Source organism: Paenibacillus sp. FSL M7-0420 (assembly GCF_038002345.1).
Taxonomy (GTDB): domain Bacteria; phylum Bacillota; class Bacilli; order Paenibacillales; family Paenibacillaceae; genus Paenibacillus_AQ.
Map to the genome: position 1 here is coordinate 1,036,177 of NZ_JBBOCJ010000001.1, position 16,810 is coordinate 1,052,986.

Genomic DNA, 16,810 nt, shown 5'->3' on the forward strand with positions numbered 1-16,810 from the left:
AGGAGGTGTGGATGATGAACAATAAGTCTCTTTTAACCGGTACAGCTTTAGGCTTGTGTTTTGGCGTGGTATTTGGTGCAGCCCTCCATAGTATTCCACTTGGCATTGCTTTCGGGATTATCTTTGGGGTTGTCTTCTCCATGACGGTAAAACCTGAAGAAGGATGATTTTATGCTACGTGGGGCTATAACAGCCCCTTTTTTATGTATGCTTCTATATAGAGGATTTTTACTTAAAAGGGTGAAGCCTCCTCTGTGATAAGAAAGGGTAAAAAACGTAGAGGATGGGATGCCATGAAAGCGTTAAAATCGATGTACTATCAATTTATTAGGGAACCGCTGTGGTTTAAAGTGTTAATATCTTTGACTTTACTTGCTTCTATTCTCTTTAGCAGTTCAATGTTTTCGGATCATGTCTATTTTAATATTATTGCCAAGTTAGCGGCCGCAATCTTTTTTTGCTCATACGGAATCAAAATGCACAGAAACCGTCAAATTTCTGTTATTTTCTTTGCGCTAACTGTTTTGAGTATTATTCTGGCAGTTATCCAATTCTCACAACTAAACTAAATCAACAATTAAAACATTACCGAGAAGCCATTTCGTGACATGAATTCACAGCTCTTGTCTTAATGGGGGGTCGCATTATGAATTTTTGGCCGATGAAATTCATTTCAGTTCTAATTTGTTTTGCATTGACGGTATGGGGATGTGCTGGCTTGAAAAGCAATGGAACGGAGCATGTTAGGGCAAGTGATTTCATTATTCCCTTGAACGTTAACGAAATGTTGAAGCGTCCAGAGACTGGGGTTATTAAATATTTTCAAAACCGTCGTGAAGATTTTGAAATTCTAGGCAGTTATCTGTTAGAGAATGAAAACGTGTTCCAGACTCGGCCTGTCATACTTCAACAAGATTATTCCATCGAGAACATCCAAGACCCTGAAATTCAAGAAATCGCTCAAACATTGTTTCAAGAAGGTATTGTAAAAAGGATATCCTCCTTAAATGATGCCCCTAGTAAAAGTATTGACTTTTTGTTTGATGCCGAAGACAACTTGTATCAACAAGGCATAACCTACCTCAGCCTACCAGAGATGGCCAAAGGGGATCCTTCGAAATTCAGCTATGTGAATGACTATAAGAATCTGGGCGGCGGCTGGTACTATTATGTCTTCCACTATGACAAACTTAAAAATGAAGATGAATTTCGGAATCTAGCTTGGGCCCAAATCTCAAAAAAGGAAAGAAGCACTTTAACCACGCAGAAAGAGAAAGCCATAGTGATCCTAGAGTCTGGAAAAAACATTGGCTATTGGATTGATGACAGAAAGTCAGAGGTTGTTGTATCCGTTCAACTTGATACGGAAATGAACGGCCCACTGGGACCGATTACAATGTTTTTTGATCCAATGACCAAAGATTTGATCGGGGGCAATCTGCGTTTTTAATAGGCAAGAAATTAACTGTTCTGCTTGCAAAAGAAGAATGGCACTATTAAGACGTTATGGAGAGAAGATTGCGGTGGCGCACATCAGTTTTCGAAGATAAAGAGAGGACGATCAGAACATGAATGTGGAAGTGTATACGTTAAATGCGTTTACGAAAGGGGGGCGTGGCGGTAATCCGGCAGGCGTTGTCTTGGAGGATGGCCTTTCTCTGGATGCTGCCCAAATGCAGCTTATAGCGAAGGAATTGGGCTTTTCAGAGACGGCTTTTATGGAAAAATCCCTGCTTGCGGATTACAAAATCCGCTATTTCACCCCGGCCAGCGAAGTTAATCTGTGCGGACACGCCACGATTGCTGCGTTTGGGCTAATGCATTCGCTGGGTTTGTCAAAGGAAGGGACCTCCTATTCAATTGAAACCAAGGCAGGGATTCTGGAAGTCGATATTAGCTCCGAGGGTCTTGTTTATTTGTCACAGGCTTTACCACAATTTCTTCAAAAGATATCCTGTGAGGAAATCGCCCCATCTTTGGGGATGGATGCCGGGGATCTGAAAACCGGGTTACCCATCCAGATTGTTTCAACGGGCCTGCGGGACATTATGATCCCGATCCGCAGCAGGGAGCTCTTGCATGAGGTTGAGCCAAATTTTGATGCCATAACCGCCATCAGCGAAAAATATGATGTAGTTGGATATCATCTGTTCACGATGGATACTCCAGACGACGCTGCTGCGGAATGCCGGAATTTTGCGCCGCTGTACGATATTCCCGAGGAGAGCGCGACAGGAACATCCAACGGTGCTCTGCTCAGCTATTTGTACCAACATGGCCAACGATCCTTGCAGGAAGTAGAGAATGTCATGTTCAGGCAAGGATATTCGATGGATTGTCCTTCCGAAATCAGGGCAGGACTGCGCCTAAGCGAGAGCGGTGAAATCAATCAGGTTCGGGTTGGCGGTGCAGTGGCTGGCATTGAACGAAGACATATCATGATATAAGCGGAATCAAAAAGCCTGTTTGCAGCTACCCGGTCGTATAATTTTTCCATTTCAGGGCAAGATAAAACCGCAGGATTTTGATTTCTTTAATGAAGGAGAAGACTATGGTTGAAAAATACGGCCCTCAAATGAAAAATCATCAAATGTCCACATGGATTGATGAATTAAAACAGAAATTAAACCATATGGATGATGCCGAAATTGTTGAGCTCAGAATGGGTACCAGTGCCTCAGTCCATCTTTTATACATAAAAACGTTAATCGATCCAGAGCGTTTAAACGAGACGATTATTCAGCCACTTCATCGTTCTGCTTGCAATTCGCTTTCTTCATGCATAACCAATGCCAAAGTTTCGGAAGTTCTATCGATCGAAGATGCTGAGCAAAAAATAATGCAGGGATTTATTCTTCTAAACGATTCAGTCAACGATCAGTGGTTAGGCGTCCAACTGGAAAGCCCTCTTGGTCGGGCAGTTGAACCTTCCCAAACGGAAACTGTTATATATGGAGCGAAAGACAGCTTCAGTGAACAAATCGATAAAAACATTACAATGTTGCGCAGACGTTTGCCTATAACTACATTAAAAACGGAAAGCTTTACTATTGGTTCACTGAGTAAAACGAAAGTTGTGTTACTGTACATAGACGGATTAACAAATCCAGAATTTGTTTCCCTTGCAAGAAAGAAAATTGAAAGTGTGGATTTCGATCAATTTTTAGACTCCTCTCAGCTTGCAGCTTTTATTGAAGATCATAACCATACGGTCTTTCCGCAGTTTCTACAAACGGATCGGCCGGATGCCTGCGCCTATGCCTTAGGTGAGGGAAAGCTGACGCTATTGGTTTCCAATTCACCGTTTGCTTTAATTGCTCCCATTACTTTTTTTCATCTACTCCAATCTCCGGAAGACTACTTCCTTCGTTGGCCGGTAGCCAGTTTTTTACGTTTAATCCGGTACGGAAGTTTTATTGTTTCTTTGACGATGATTCCTTTTTATGTTGCGTTAACGACATTTCATTACCAAATGGTTCCGCTGCCGCTTCTTTACGTATTATTGGAATCGAGAGGCAAATTGCCCTTTACTCCGTTTGCGGAAGGATTATTCATGATCGTAACGCTGGAAATCATCAAAGAAGCAAGTTTGCGAATGCCGACCAAAACCAGTCAAACTTTAGGGGTTATCGGTGGTATCGTCATTGGACAAGCTGCTGTAGAAGCAGGCTTTGCAAGTAAAGTATTGATAGTGTTGATGGGTATATCCGCTATTGCTTTCTTTTTAGTTCCCAACTATCAAGTTACAAAATCCATGGTACTGATGCAAATTCTTCTTCTTGTCCTTGCATCGTTTCTGGGGTTGCCGGGAATCGTGATCGGGCTGATCGGGATTCTTGCACATCTCCATGCATTAACGTCATTAGGTCAACCTTATTTAGCACCGATCGCTCCTTTTTATGGAAAGGATTGGAATGACCTCTTTATCCGCGGCCCTTTAATTTGGATGAAAACGCGTCCGAAATATCTAAAACCACTACGGAAATGGCGACAGGAGATGAAGAAGTGAAGAGTTTATCCTTATATAATCGAACTTCCACTCCTGGCGGTATCTATTTCGTTCTATTAGTGAATCGCATGCAAATGCATTATTTTATTTTAATCATGCCGGTTTATTTGGTTCATTCGTATATGGTTTGGGGAATTGTCGCGATGGGGCTACTGTCCCAACTTAATTTGATGATGATGTCCAAATGGTTTACTTCCAGTTATGCAGCGAAAGGCTATCAAGGATTTTTACAGCTTTTCGGGAAACGGACGATTCAAGTTTTCGCAATACTTGGATTTTTGATAATATTGTTAAAAATTTCAGTCATCACACTGGGATACGTTGATATGCTCCAAAATTTTATTTTTCCATCTATGGATAAAAGGTGGCTGATCCTAATCATTCTTTTGATCAGCTTATATGTGGCTTCACATGGAATGGAGAATACATTGCGTTTTGTCGTCATCGCCTTTCTTTGCGGGGCTTGGATTTCAGTCCTGTTTATTCCTTTCTTCTTTCAATCGGATGCCAATTACCGCGATTTGTATCCTCTCATACCCACCGAATGGTCAGGACAATCATGGCAAGGTTTGTTGTTTATTTGGTCGGCATTTTCCGGTCCGGTATATTTGGCTTTTATGGTTCCATGGTTGAGCTCCAACCAAAAAATATCGAAATACCTGGTCATTGGAAACATGCTGTCGATCATGGAATATTTAGTATTGTTCGTTGCTTCGGTATTGTTTTACGGTTCGTACTACTTACGCAAGATCGATTTTCCGATAGGATATATGGGAAGCTACATTCAAACGAGCGGTTTAGAACGAATCGATTACATCCTTATCTCTTTCCATATGTTTAATTATGTGTTTGACATTTCAATTCTTCTGTTATGTTTTTATGGAGCCGGAAGAATCTTTATGAGAAAAATGAAAGAACGCACGACTTGGATCGGATTATTGTCGAGTTGGTTCGTCATTTTGATAAGCATCATCTTAATGGATCAATGGTTATGGCAAACGGTTCCGGGTCAAAAGATGTTACTGAACCTTCAAATCTGGATCGGCGCATGCATTTATTTACTTATTCCTACGATCCTTTTCACTACTGTCAAACGAAAGGAGAGTATGTAGGCATGGTTCCATACAAGCACTATGGTTTATTGGCGATTGTAAGCGTTATGTGGATGGCCGGCTGTTCTTCTCCATATGTCGAGAACAATAAGATTGAAGAGATTGCTCCGGTAGTTTTCTGGTCGGTTGACAAGGGGCCGGAAGGAAAGTTGAAAATCAGCACTTTAGTACCACCGCTCATCCAAGAAAAAAAACGTCTTCTCTCCAAGGAAGTCGATCTGTTAAAGCAGGGAGATCAGAAGTTTAATTTAATTTATTATCGGGAATTAAAGCAGGGGCAGCTGCGAATGTTAATAATTAATGAGGAGCTGGCAAAAAAAGGAGGCATTGAAAAGCTGATCAATACCATACTGGTTGATCCTGATATTTCAATGCGTGTCTATTTGTTGATTGTCAGAGGCGATTTTGATGAATACATAAAAAATCAATTGACGGAGCAAGAAAACCAAGATTATTTTCTTTATCGGATGTTAAAGCATTACGAGGAGCATAATCAAGGTGAAATGAGCATCGTCAATATTCATAAATTCATGAAGAAGGTATATTCCCCTTTTAAGGATCCGATCCTGCCGGTTTTTCATTCGGATAAGAACAATTTCAATTACATAGGAACAGCCATCTTCCAAAACGATAAAGAAGTAATGGTCATTCAAGACGTGGACGATAATATTTTTCAACTTCTGGATAACGATCATTTTCTAAAAGTCTTGGCCATTCCAAAGCTATCTATCAGTTTAGGACGGATTCGATCCAATGTTCGCATGAAACTATCGAGGGACTATTCATCCTTGTCTTTACATGTGAGCTTGAAAGGAAGAATTGAGGAGTACCAGGGAGAATTGAATATTCAAAGTGAGGAACAATTGGAACATTTAATTCATGAAACTGAGGTCTACCTTGAGGAACAAACGTCAGATTTATTAAAAAGAATGCAACGTTGGAAAGTCGATCCCTTAGAGGTCGGAACCCATTCGCTTAAGCCGTTTTCTAAAGAAATAACGGATGAGCAATGGTTGAAACATTGGGAAAACATGAGAATTAATGTTGACTACGACATCAAAGTACATCCTTTGATTAATGGAGCGGTTGATATGTTTCAAAACAAGTAAATCGTTCCGAGCCGCTTAAGAGCGCATGATAAATTATCGACGTTAATCGGTGAGGGATATTAAATCATTACACTGTAAAACGGATGAACGATCGGGATTGGGTTAATTGAACAGATTGTTATTGCTATCGGGGAACGAAAAAAGACAATACACGACTCGCCATTCGAGTTTTGAGCTGTCTTTCTTTTTGTTATTCAAAAAAAATTCCGGGAATCCGCTTAATCGAAAATCATCAGAGAATGTTAGAAAAAAGCTGGTCAAATCTCTTATTTTTTGCTCGTGATTCTTTGTTCGCAATTTTATTGAAAATATCTGCAAATTTGGGCTCGTAGTACTCCATTAATACCTGTTTAAGACTTTCATAATTTCTATAGAAGGCCATTCGGCTGACGCCGGCTGTTCTAACGAGTTCTGAAATCTTCAGCTCTGATATTCTATTCGTTCGCAATAGCTCCAGCAATGCAATAGTAATCCATTCTTTGGTGTCTTTTTTAATAATTTGTGCGTGATCCGTTGCTGCCATTACACTTACTGGAGAAGAAGTATCGTGTGCGGGTAACCCTTCGTGCGATGAGCAGAAAAGATGAAGTGAAAGCCATGATCATGACGGGCGGAGTGACAAATATGGAGGATTTGTCTTTTGTTCAAACGGATCTCGCTGAAAAAGCTGCCTGGGATTTCATTCAACACGAAGGGAAGGGTTTGGAATTTGCAACTGTAAATCCTGTGGGTGTGATGGGGCCGATTCTAGGCAACGATTATTCACATTCAAATGTAATTGTCCGCCAAATGCTAGAAGGCAAGCTGAAGGCTGTCCCCAAAATTTATTCTGATTATGTGGGTGTTCGAGATGTTGCAGAGCTGCATATTCTGGCAATGATTCGTCCTGAAGCAAGTGGCGGAAGAAGCAATTGTAGCCACAGGCAAAAGTAGGATGAAGGTTATCAAGGGACAGATGAAGGTATAAGTTATTGCGGGGACAATTTGCGTTTAACAACTGTCCCTTCTATGTTAGGTCGCCTGCACAGCTCCGACGTTTTGGCAATCCTGCATTCCTCTCACAAATGTCATTCTGGACATCATACCGTAGGTCTGACAAGATAATGAATAGGGTGTTTCCCAAAGATGTAATATGAAAAAAATCCACCCAAAGGAGGAGACGTTACTTAGCGTCACACACCAATCATGCGAGTCAATCGATTACTCTCCATGCTGCTGATCATCTCTGGTCAAGGTACGGTAACGGGCAAGGAGCTTGCTGAGCATTTCGAGGTATCCTTGCGGACGATCTACCGGGATATTGAGCAAATCAGCGAAGCCGGCATACCGGTTGCAGCGACCAGCGGCAAGGGCGGAGGATACTATATTATGGACAGCTATAATGTGAGCAATCTCTTTCTTAATGGGGATGAAGCTCATACGTTTGTAGCTGTAATGAAGAATTTACACGGCTTGTTTGGCCGAAACGAAGCTTTTAACGACATCCTGCTGAAGGTTGAACATACCTATAAGCGGGACTCCAATCAGGATAAACTGACTCTGGATTTGTCCCATTTCAGCATGGAGCAGGAGATTAAGGAGTACCTCGGGATCATAAGCGAGGCCATCACGGAGAATAGGCTGCTGGTGTTCGACTACATCAACAGGGATATGGAATACCTGGAGCGGACTGTCGAGCCGGGTCAGAAACGACTACCGCAGATTTAAGCTCGTGCGGATCAGGCAATTGGAGCAGGGGCCGCCGTTTGAAAAAAGAGAGCTGTCGACAGAGCGGATCGCCGATGTCATTGAGCACAATTATTCGCAGGCGGGCATACAGGTTGTGTTGAGATTCACTTCGCGAATTGGCGCGCAGCTTTCCGAGTATTTTGAGAAAGAGAAGATTAGCCGGGGTGAAGATGGCTTCTATCTCGTTACGGATACATTTCCTCATGAGGAGGGTCTGCTGAAATTCATTCTAGGCTTCGGCAAGGAGTGCGAGCTGCTGGAGCCTCGTGTATTACGGGCGGAGCTGCAGCAATATATGCACAATATGCTTCTATCCTACAATGACTGACCCCCTGGTGTCAGTCATTGTGTTTTATAGTAGGGATATCGGCGGGACCCAATACATAACGCCGCTATAACTAGGTTAGGAGTGAACCGACTAGATGAAAGCCTGCATTTTGGATGAAGATGTCAATGAATGGGGTACGAAGGACGCGCGGACAGAACTGATATACAAGCTGCACAGATTGGAGGAAGAACAGTATATCCTACGAGAGGAAGAAAGCTTCCAAGACTTCACCGATCTGATGCTGAGGCATATTGGTGACCCGGAGCCAGAGCTTCGTGAGCATATCTATTCTACCTTTTACATATGGCTGAAGCGCGATAATAAGTTCACAGATGAGGAAATGCGGCATCTATTGACTATTCTGATGGACGACCGGCATTTGTTCTACCAGATAGGAAGCGACGGCGACCACAGCGTACTTACCAGGGCATTCGCGGTTCTGCCGATCGCTCTTATTATGCAACGGAACAGGATTCAACCATTCTTGACGCCAAAAGACTTCCAGCATCTAAAGCGCTCGCTGCTTCGCTACCACCAGGAGGAGAAGGACCTGCGCGGTTATCTGCCAGCCGAAGGCTGGGCTCATGCCGCAGCTCACGGGGCAGATGCTCTGGAGGAGCTGATCCGCTGTACGGAAAGCGATATTGCGGTGCAGCACGAGGTATTAGAGGCGGTTACAGGGATGCTGCATAACGGTGTCCGGATTTTTGACGAGGAGGAGGATGAACGCATGGCAAGTGTTGTGGACACGATGATCAGCGAAACGCTGCTTCCGCAGCAGGAGATTGCTGACTGGATTCATAGCTTGGCGCAGTGCACGGAATGGCACGATACACGCGCACAGAGAGTCGCCAGAGTGAACGGGAAAAATATTGTGCGCAGCCTGTACTTCAGAACGATTGCCCGGAATGACGGGGATAATCTTATTCTTACCAGCGCTATGCTGACGGCTGAAGCTAAATTAAACTCTTTTAACGAGGCAAATCCTACATATGGAGGTAACGAAGCATGAGTACTCACTACTATTTCAGTTGGTTTAATGATGTTTTGCCAGAGAAGCTGGTTGAGTGGCTGCAGGAGGATCTACAAGACAGACAATCGCTTGTTATGATTAGCGCTCAACCCTCTGATTATGAAGACGGGCAGATTAACTTTGAGGATATTTCTGAATGGACATGGTTAACTCAGGCTAATTTTATGTTTGATGAGAATCATTACATCGATTACCGCATGCAGAAGGAAGAAGCCCGGCAATGGATTCAGAACGCCTCGGTCATTTTTTTATGCGGGGGAGATCCGGTTCAGCAGCACGATTTTTTGGCGGAATACGAATTAACGAATGTGATTAGAAATAGCAGTGCCGTGATCTTGGGGGCCAGCGCCGGTTCGTTGAACATGTCTGCCAAATGGGTAACCTCGCATAATGCCGCTCATACCGTTGAAATAGATACCACTCAGGATGGGTTGGGCTTTGATCCGTTTGCCTATGAATCACACTCGCAACGCGACTATGCCTCGTTCGTTCAAGGCTACCTGTTCCCCTTATCGGAGGAGCTCGATGTATATGCGGCAGAGCAGGAGAGTGCAATGCGTGTAAAAGACGGCAAAATCGAAATCATGGGTCCGGTATATTATATATCCCGCTCGAAGATTCAGAAAATAAGCGTATGACCACGGAGTAGTAACCGATTGCGTTAATATATTGGTTATTCCTATGAACATAATCGCTTTTATATATTAGACCAATAAGAGATAACGACATATGATGTGTTTATCATAACGAAGGGGAATGATCTGATGTCTATATATGATTTTCAGGTAACCAAGATTGGCGGGGAGACCATTGATTTATCGGTATACCTCGGAAAAGTACTCCTTATTGTAAACACAGCCAGTAAATGCAGTTATTCTCGCCAATTCGCTGATCTTCAGAAGCTTTATGACAATCATAGGGAGCAGGGCTTTGAAATCCTCGGTTTTCCTTGTAACCAATTTAATGAGAAAGAGCCGGGGAGCAACTCAGAAGTGCAGGAATACTGTACGGGCCACTTTGGAGTGACATTTCCGTTATTTGAGAAGGTGGAGGTTAGGGGGCAGAACCCGCATCCATTATTTGAGTTTTTAACGAATCAAGCGCCGTTTCAAGGTTTCGATACCCAGACTGTGAACGGTCAATGGATGCAGAATTTCCTGCAAGAAAAGTATCCTGACCTATACGCAGGGCATGGGATCAAGTGGAATTTCACAAAATTTCTGATCGGCCGGAACGGACAAGTACAGGGTAGATACGAAACACCGACGGAACCCTTTGAAATACAGCCAGCGATTGAAGCGTTGCTAGACTGAATGTTGCTCCTTACCTCGTAGGGTAGTATAATCTTCCAAATATGAGGAGTGAGGAGACTGAAAAATGACTGAACAAACAGTAGACAGTAGAATAGCAACATTAGGAATCGTTCTTCCCCATGCAAGCGAACCTGCAGCTAAATATGCAAACTTCGTAAAAGTAAACGGGTTATTGTATGTTTCAGGTAAGGGCCCTGCTGGAACGCCTAAAGGCAAGTTAGGTCAAGAGTATACAACGGCAGAAGGTTATCAGTTTGCACGGCAGACTGGGATTGAAATTTTGGCTGTACTAAAAGCAGCTTTAGGTACACTGGATAAAGTGAAACGAGTTGTTAAAATTCAGGGCTTTGTTAATGCCACAGCTAATTTTGAAGAACATCATAAAGTGTTAAATGGCTGTTCTGATCTTATGCTGGATGTTTTCGGAGAAAAAGGTATCCATGCACGTTCAGTCTTTGGAGCTGTTTCGGTTAGAGACAATCTTCCAATCATCATTGATTCAATATTTGAGGTTGAAGAATAAAGGAGAACACAGGAGGAAACCTTGGAATGGACTTTCGATTAAGACTTGATGGTGCGTTAGACGATATATATGAACCGCTGTGGCAGTTACGGATTCAGCTCACCAATGAAGAAAAAGCGCTGCTCCGAAGCAAAAAGGTGCGGCGTCTTCATTACATTCGGCATGGCGGCGCTTCTTTCATCAATACCCACCATACCTACAGCCGCTTACAGCATACGTTGGGTGTATTTGCGCTTACAGCGCATTTTGAGCCGGATAATCGTTCGTTGCGGGCAGCCGCATTACTGCATGATATCGGACATGCGCCTTTTAGTCATACGTTAGAATCCCTTCCAGGCGTGGATCATCATGAATGGACGCGGGAGGCCGTATTTTCACAGGAGATCGTTGACATCCTAGCCCGTGCGAATATTCGTACAACAGATATTATGGACTATATAGATGGTTCGAAGCGTAGCCTACTGAGGAACAAGGACGGAATTCTTCATGCAGATCACCTGGACTCCTGGATCAGAAGTGCATTTATCGGCGGTTATCTGACTATTTCGACTGATGAACTTTTAGAAGCGATGAGCTATAGAAATGAAAATCTCCAGTTCACACTCGAAGCTGGCAAGCAGGTCACCGGGCTCATATGGGAAGAAGCCCGCATGCACGCTTCCCCGGCGAATATCGGCATAAACGCGATCATGAGAAAATTGGCTGGCCGCTTAATACATAAGGATGAAATCGAAGCAGCGAAGCTGCCCATCATGACGGATACGCATATTGAGCAGTTGCTTTGTAGTGATCCAGACACAAGGGAAGAGTATGAGCGGTTGCTTATGGAATCATGGCGAATTCGCGTGTCGCGGGAAAAGCCTGCTTTTCCAGTGGAAACGGCAGTATTGAGTAAGCTCTATCTCGCAATGCCGCTCATCCAAGGTGTGTTGATCACCGAATATTCACAAGACTGCCTCGATACGATCAACCAACTTACAGAGCTGCTAGGCACCTACTACGTTTGGTGGGAGCTTTAATATGATAGAATCTGTTACACCCGTTTTCGAACTGTGCATCAAACCTTTCTCGAATAATCACACACTGGGCTCATGTGCATATAATTGATGATATGATTATTTGTATTTCTGGAGGTTTAGCTCATGCATAGGATGTATCCTTATCCGTATTGGTTTAGAGCACAATTCGTCCCCGTTTGGGCCACTACCACACAAGAAGCACTTGAATTAATGAGGAATGCCGTACAAGGCGAACGAAATGATGAACTTTTTTATGATCAACTCATCAAACTTGCTCCCAACCAAGATCAAGTTGACGTGATTACCTCTATTCGGAATGATGAAAGAGGACATAATCAAATGTTCCGACAAATGTATAAGGAATTAACAGGACATGAAGTAACAGGAGTTAGCAACGAAGCTCCGGAGAATGTTAATTCTTATATTGCCGGGTTGCAACAAGCCTTCCAAGGTGAATTATCTGCTGTGGAGAAATATCGAAAGATATGGTTCGGTCTTCCATACGGCATTTACAAGGATACTCTGTATGGCATTATTCTGGATGAGCAAAAACATGCGGCTAAATATAACAATCTCCTGATACAAAACTTAGCTGTAAATCAGTTGTGATCCTACGCACGAAGAGGCCTCTTCTCTCACAGGGAGTGGAGGGGCCTCTTTGCTCTGTTTATGCCCTATCTTCGGACTGCGCAACAATCGTTAAGACTCTTGTTGAAAAAACTTTACTAAGCTAACGGGAAACGTTAGTCCAACAACACAACTGCAGTCTATGACTTTATTTTCTCGTTCAGATCTGCCACCATTTAAAAAGCTGACTCTCCCTTCTGTTGCGCAGTATACGTCTAATGTTCACTGGCCGCATCTCGGGCAGAGTACATAAACTGAAATTCTCTCTCAGTTGAGCAGGAATACTTAAGTCGAAAAGATTTATCACCATAAATTGCACCTTTGTTCATTGATGAGAATGAGAGTTGACTGGGTTTGAGTTAATTCACGGAACGTATTGTATAGTATTACATTTGTATATTATAATGAACAAGAAGGAGGTGCTATTTATTGAATGCTATTCACATCAGGATAGGAAACAACCTGCAGCGTATTAGAAAGAATAGGCAGTTAAGCTTAGATAAGCTCGCTGATTTAACCAAGGTCAGTAAAGGTATGCTTCATCAAATTGAGCGGGGAGAAACGCAGCCCACAGTGACAACCGTGTGGAAAATTGCTACGGGACTCAATATTTCGTTCTCATCTCTGCTTAAAGAGGATGACGCAGTAGTATCCATTGCAACTCGAAAAGAAATTCCAGATTTAACAGAAGACAATGGAAAATGTAGAGTGTACTTACTGTTTCCGTTTGATCCACAGACACGTATTGAAACGTTTACGATTATTCTCAGCCCTACTTGTAACTATGTTTCATTCCCGCATAATGATGGAGTTCAAGAGTATATTACGGTTACCTCCGGAGTGTTCAGTCTACAGATCAAGGACGAAATATACGAATTACAAGAAGGCCAGGCTATAAAATTTACAGGCAATGTTGAACATCGTTATATCAATAAATCGGACGAAGATGTGACCATACAAGTGATTATGCATTATATGGATTCTTAATTGCATGTAATGATTAAGGAGGAATACACGTTGACAAGTCAACTTAAAGATAGTGCCCAGCAGGTTCAAAACAAACTATTGGAGCTGGGGTATGCAAATCAAGTTGTAGAACTGCCTGACAGTACACGAACTGCACAGGAAGCTGCCGATGCGATAGGCTGCGAGGTTGCGCATATAGCGAAGTCCATTATCTTTCGGCTCAAAAATGAAGATAAACCCTTATTGGTTATAGCAAGTGGAGTCAACCGGATTAACGAAAAACAAATTATCAGCCATCTGAATGACAAATTAGGGAAAGCTGACGCTGATTTTGTACGTGAACACACAGGATTTGTGATTGGAGGCGTACCGCCTTTAGGATATAAAGAGTCAATCCTCACTTTTATTGATGAAGACTTGTTACAATACAGAGAGATATGGGCTGCTGCCGGACATCCAAGAGCAGTGTTTCAATTAACACCCGAAGAATTAATTCAAATGACAAACGGACGAGTCATCTGTGTAAAATAAATTCATGTTTACCTTTCTGTCAGCTCGGTAACGGGGCTGTTAGTTCTGTGTGGCGAGTATGCCCCAGGCTCGGGCAGTGTAGAGGTTGGATTTGGTATTATTCCAGACATGCACAACAAGGGGATTGCTACTGAGTCGGTTGGGGCAGTTATAGAATGGGCCTTATCATCAAAAAAAGTCCAAAAAATTGTCGCTGAGTGCCTTATTGATAACATTCCATCTATCAGAGTTCTGGAGAAATTGAATTTTACACGAACCGGAGTAGCGAACGGAATGATTAACTGTAGCCTAATATTCAAACCATATTGCTCATGATATAATCCCAAAAAAGGGGGGATTGCGTTGAGCGGGTTCATAATCGTTATTCTTATTTTTATTATATTTTTTGGAGTATTCAGGAAAAAGGGGTGAGTCCGCTTGACCCTTCAAGCTGTATTTGTGGGAGATACCCGGGTGCGGTGATTGGCGGTGTGGGTTCAACCGATAGGCTTGCAGTCTTTGGATAAATACCGTCACCTGTGGTATGAGCAGGCAGCACCATATTACATTGCTAAGGACCTTCTGAATGCAGCAAAATGGTTGGTAGGCACAATAAAGCGGACCACGCCTGAGTAGGGCAGTGTTGTCCGCTTTGCTTCTCTACAGTTGTATGTTGGAGCGATTCTGAATCTCTAGCTACGCTGGATTATTGCATATTTTCCGGGTTGAACTCCTTTAGGCGGATCAAAGGCTTTTTCCTCTGAATTCCTTTTTTTGTGGTGAGATGTCCTTGTTCGTCCGTTCTTCTCTTAATAAATTGTCCGGTCAAATAATTAATATCATCCTCATCCGCCTGCTCCATGGTTACAGCACCTGTGAAATAGGTTCCGCTCGTGGAGCCAATCAAAAACCAGTCATGATCCTGATACCGAAATCTGTATTTGTTGTACCATCTCCAATTGCTGCCCCCATAATCGCTAACCAGGACAGAACCCCGGTCAATGGTCAGGCTATCAAAAGGATCGCCCCAGATGCCGCCCTCATCCGATTGCAAAATGACATTTTTGGCGATGATCGAGAGGGTGTACGTATTGTTTTTACTGCCAAAAGCGATTAAAAGGGATCGCGGAGATGCCTCGTCCTTACCTGCATCCTTCTCTATGACTGCCGCAACATCTGCGATTCCGTCTTTATTCAGATCTCCTTCAGCAATTGCCTTCTCATCCTGGAAAGGCTCTAAAATGTGCCAACCTGCCGGAATTAGTGCATTGATATTATCTGCTTTAGCAGCTGGCTTTGGGGTATGGGTTGACGCTGCTTTTGCTTCTGCAATTTGAATTTGAGAAGAATCATTATACCCCACTATGTAGCTTAAAAGTGCAACAATACCTACGGACCTTACTATTAGTTTTTTCATTGAGTCAGATTCACTTCCTCTTCATGTGTTTCTGCTTAGTACGTGTACCTACACTAGTATAGCGAATGGATTGATGAACATGTAACACCTTGCACACAACAAAAAAACTACAATATTGAGAGATTTATAGTTATGCAGAATTACTTTCGATGAATTAAAATAGAAAAAGAGAATCGGTGCGAATGCCAAGCTCCCATGAAATCCTCGGGGGTTTCGCACCTCGGAATTTGTCGAATTCTGAAAGATTGAGAGTGCTAGTTGAATGTCAAGGTGTGATTCATACTCTTCTGATATAATATTAAGGGAAAAGAAGTGGAACGATGTGTGAAAGGCATTGGTTATACACTTTTCCGCTGTCGCACTCTACATGAGTGCGTGGATTGAAATAATTGGAACTCAATGTTCCAGACCTTGCGAATATGTCGCACTCTACATGAGTGCGTGGATTGAAATAATGTATAGGAGTGATAAAGCATGTTGTATGCTCGTCGCACTCTACATGAGTGCGTGGATTGAAATTGAGATCGTTGCATCAATTTATGTGTGCCGTGTCTCGTCGCACTCTACATGAGTGCGTGGATTGAAATACAAATGGTTGGCCGATACCTTCCCGGTGGAGCCGGTCGCACTCTACATGAGTGCGTGGATTGAAATAGAAAAAGGAATTAACACATTTTGAAGTGCTAGGCGTCGTACTCTACATGAGTGCGTGGATTGAAATAGTCTTTAATTCAATTACAACCGACTGCCCTTCGGGGTCGCACTCTACATGAGTGCGTGGATTGAAATTGGCAGAACATATTTGGCCCTGTAGTGCAGTTTCGTCGCACTCTACATGAGTGCGTGGATTGAAATCGTCATACTGTTTGCAAGGTCTGTCATTTTACCCGTGTCGCACTCTACATGAGTGCGTGGATTGAAATAGAGTTGGTGCAGGGAATCGGAGACTATCCTATGTCGCACTCTACACGAGTGCGTGGATTGAAATTATAGAGTGCATGTCGAGGGCAACCTGCAAATTTGTCGCACTCTACACGAGTGCGTGGATTGAAATATTTGGGGGAACGAAGAACAAAACAAATCCTATCAAGTCGCACTCTACACGAGTGCGTGGAT

At 43.0% G+C, this 16,810-nt stretch carries 20 protein-coding genes and 1 CRISPR repeat array (1 of these 21 cut by a window edge); of the genes, 18 read left to right on the forward strand and 2 right to left on the reverse strand.

Features of this window, described 5'->3' with window-relative positions:
• The first annotated feature begins 11 nt into the window (after positions 1 to 11).
• From MKX51_RS04420 to MKX51_RS04445, 6 genes are all read left to right on the forward strand, one after another.
• Positions 12 to 167 carry a hypothetical protein gene (locus MKX51_RS04420; RefSeq protein WP_340943530.1) on the forward strand — a complete coding sequence of 52 codons (156 nt, stop codon included), beginning with the start codon at positions 12 to 14 and terminating at the stop codon, positions 165 to 167.
• Positions 168 to 646: 479 nt separating this feature from the next.
• Positions 647 to 1,450: a hypothetical protein gene (locus MKX51_RS04425; RefSeq protein ID WP_340991343.1), complete on the forward strand. Its 804-nt coding sequence runs from the start codon at positions 647 to 649 to the stop codon at positions 1,448 to 1,450.
• A gap of 118 nt (positions 1,451 to 1,568) precedes the next feature.
• Positions 1,569 to 2,447, forward strand: a complete 879-nt coding sequence (locus tag MKX51_RS04430) for a PhzF family phenazine biosynthesis protein (protein ID WP_340991344.1) — start codon at positions 1,569 to 1,571, stop codon at positions 2,445 to 2,447.
• 104 nt (positions 2,448 to 2,551) lie between these two features.
• Entirely contained in the window at positions 2,552 to 4,009 is a 1,458-nt protein-coding gene (locus MKX51_RS04435; RefSeq protein WP_076079611.1) for a spore germination protein, read from the forward strand.
• Positions 4,006 to 5,121 (forward strand): GerAB/ArcD/ProY family transporter, encoded by a 1,116-nt coding sequence (locus MKX51_RS04440; protein WP_076079612.1) that lies wholly within the window; start codon positions 4,006 to 4,008, stop codon positions 5,119 to 5,121. Before MKX51_RS04435 ends, MKX51_RS04440 begins: the two co-directional genes overlap by 4 nt.
• 2 nt (positions 5,122 to 5,123) lie before the next feature.
• Entirely contained in the window at positions 5,124 to 6,230 is a 1,107-nt protein-coding gene (locus MKX51_RS04445) for a Ger(x)C family spore germination protein (RefSeq protein ID WP_340943524.1), read from the forward strand.
• 232 nt (positions 6,231 to 6,462) lie between these two features.
• On the opposite strand, the gene MKX51_RS04450 is transcribed toward MKX51_RS04445, so the two are convergent.
• The gene (locus tag MKX51_RS04450; protein WP_340943522.1) at positions 6,463 to 6,753 is read right to left on the reverse strand and encodes a TetR/AcrR family transcriptional regulator; all 291 of its coding nucleotides are present in this window, start codon (positions 6,751 to 6,753) and stop codon (positions 6,463 to 6,465) included.
• A 47-nt stretch (positions 6,754 to 6,800) separates the two neighbouring features.
• Here MKX51_RS04450 and MKX51_RS04455 point away from each other — a divergent pair, with 47 nt between their 5' ends.
• From MKX51_RS04455 to MKX51_RS33120, 12 genes are all read left to right on the forward strand, one after another.
• Positions 6,801 to 7,163: a hypothetical protein gene (locus tag MKX51_RS04455; RefSeq protein WP_340943520.1), complete on the forward strand. Its 363-nt coding sequence runs from the start codon at positions 6,801 to 6,803 to the stop codon at positions 7,161 to 7,163.
• A gap of 252 nt (positions 7,164 to 7,415) precedes the next feature.
• Complete coding sequence (locus tag MKX51_RS04460) at positions 7,416 to 7,937, forward strand: helix-turn-helix transcriptional regulator (protein WP_340991345.1); 522 nt, start codon at positions 7,416 to 7,418, stop codon at positions 7,935 to 7,937.
• 4 nt (positions 7,938 to 7,941) lie between these two features.
• Positions 7,942 to 8,286: a WYL domain-containing protein gene (locus MKX51_RS04465; protein WP_340991346.1), complete on the forward strand. Its 345-nt coding sequence runs from the start codon at positions 7,942 to 7,944 to the stop codon at positions 8,284 to 8,286.
• A 94-nt stretch (positions 8,287 to 8,380) separates the two neighbouring features.
• Positions 8,381 to 9,298 carry a DUF2785 domain-containing protein gene (locus MKX51_RS04470; RefSeq protein WP_340991347.1) on the forward strand — a complete coding sequence of 306 codons (918 nt, stop codon included), beginning with the start codon at positions 8,381 to 8,383 and terminating at the stop codon, positions 9,296 to 9,298.
• Complete coding sequence (locus tag MKX51_RS04475) at positions 9,295 to 9,957, forward strand: Type 1 glutamine amidotransferase-like domain-containing protein (protein ID WP_340943512.1); 663 nt, start codon at positions 9,295 to 9,297, stop codon at positions 9,955 to 9,957. The genes MKX51_RS04470 and MKX51_RS04475 overlap by 4 nt, the downstream gene beginning before the upstream one ends.
• 126 nt (positions 9,958 to 10,083) lie before the next feature.
• Entirely contained in the window at positions 10,084 to 10,632 is a 549-nt protein-coding gene (locus tag MKX51_RS04480; protein ID WP_340943510.1) for a glutathione peroxidase, read from the forward strand.
• A gap of 64 nt (positions 10,633 to 10,696) precedes the next feature.
• The gene (locus MKX51_RS04485; protein WP_340943508.1) at positions 10,697 to 11,155 is read left to right on the forward strand and encodes a RidA family protein; all 459 of its coding nucleotides are present in this window, start codon (positions 10,697 to 10,699) and stop codon (positions 11,153 to 11,155) included.
• A 26-nt stretch (positions 11,156 to 11,181) separates the two neighbouring features.
• The gene (locus MKX51_RS04490) at positions 11,182 to 12,174 is read left to right on the forward strand and encodes an HD domain-containing protein (protein ID WP_340943507.1); all 993 of its coding nucleotides are present in this window, start codon (positions 11,182 to 11,184) and stop codon (positions 12,172 to 12,174) included.
• A 123-nt stretch (positions 12,175 to 12,297) separates the two neighbouring features.
• Positions 12,298 to 12,783 carry a ferritin-like domain-containing protein gene (locus MKX51_RS04495; protein WP_340943505.1) on the forward strand — a complete coding sequence of 162 codons (486 nt, stop codon included), beginning with the start codon at positions 12,298 to 12,300 and terminating at the stop codon, positions 12,781 to 12,783.
• A gap of 447 nt (positions 12,784 to 13,230) precedes the next feature.
• Positions 13,231 to 13,788, forward strand: coding sequence for a helix-turn-helix domain-containing protein (locus tag MKX51_RS04500; RefSeq protein ID WP_340943503.1), 558 nt, complete (start codon positions 13,231 to 13,233; stop codon positions 13,786 to 13,788).
• Between the two features lie 30 nt (positions 13,789 to 13,818).
• Entirely contained in the window at positions 13,819 to 14,298 is a 480-nt protein-coding gene (locus MKX51_RS04505; RefSeq protein WP_340943502.1) for a YbaK/EbsC family protein, read from the forward strand.
• A 45-nt stretch (positions 14,299 to 14,343) separates the two neighbouring features.
• On the forward strand, positions 14,344 to 14,613 hold the full coding sequence (locus MKX51_RS33120; RefSeq protein WP_445322056.1) for a GNAT family N-acetyltransferase: 270 nt from the start codon (positions 14,344 to 14,346) through the stop codon (positions 14,611 to 14,613).
• A gap of 370 nt (positions 14,614 to 14,983) precedes the next feature.
• Here the strand turns inward: MKX51_RS33120 and MKX51_RS04510 are convergent, their stop codons facing one another.
• A complete protein-coding gene (locus MKX51_RS04510; protein ID WP_340991349.1) occupies positions 14,984 to 15,694 on the reverse strand; it encodes a hypothetical protein in 711 nt (236 codons plus the stop codon).
• A gap of 355 nt (positions 15,695 to 16,049) precedes the next feature.
• A CRISPR array of direct repeats spans positions 16,050 to 16,810; the repeat unit is 32 nt; unit sequence GTCGCACTCTACATGAGTGCGTGGATTGAAAT; it runs 208 nt beyond the window's last position.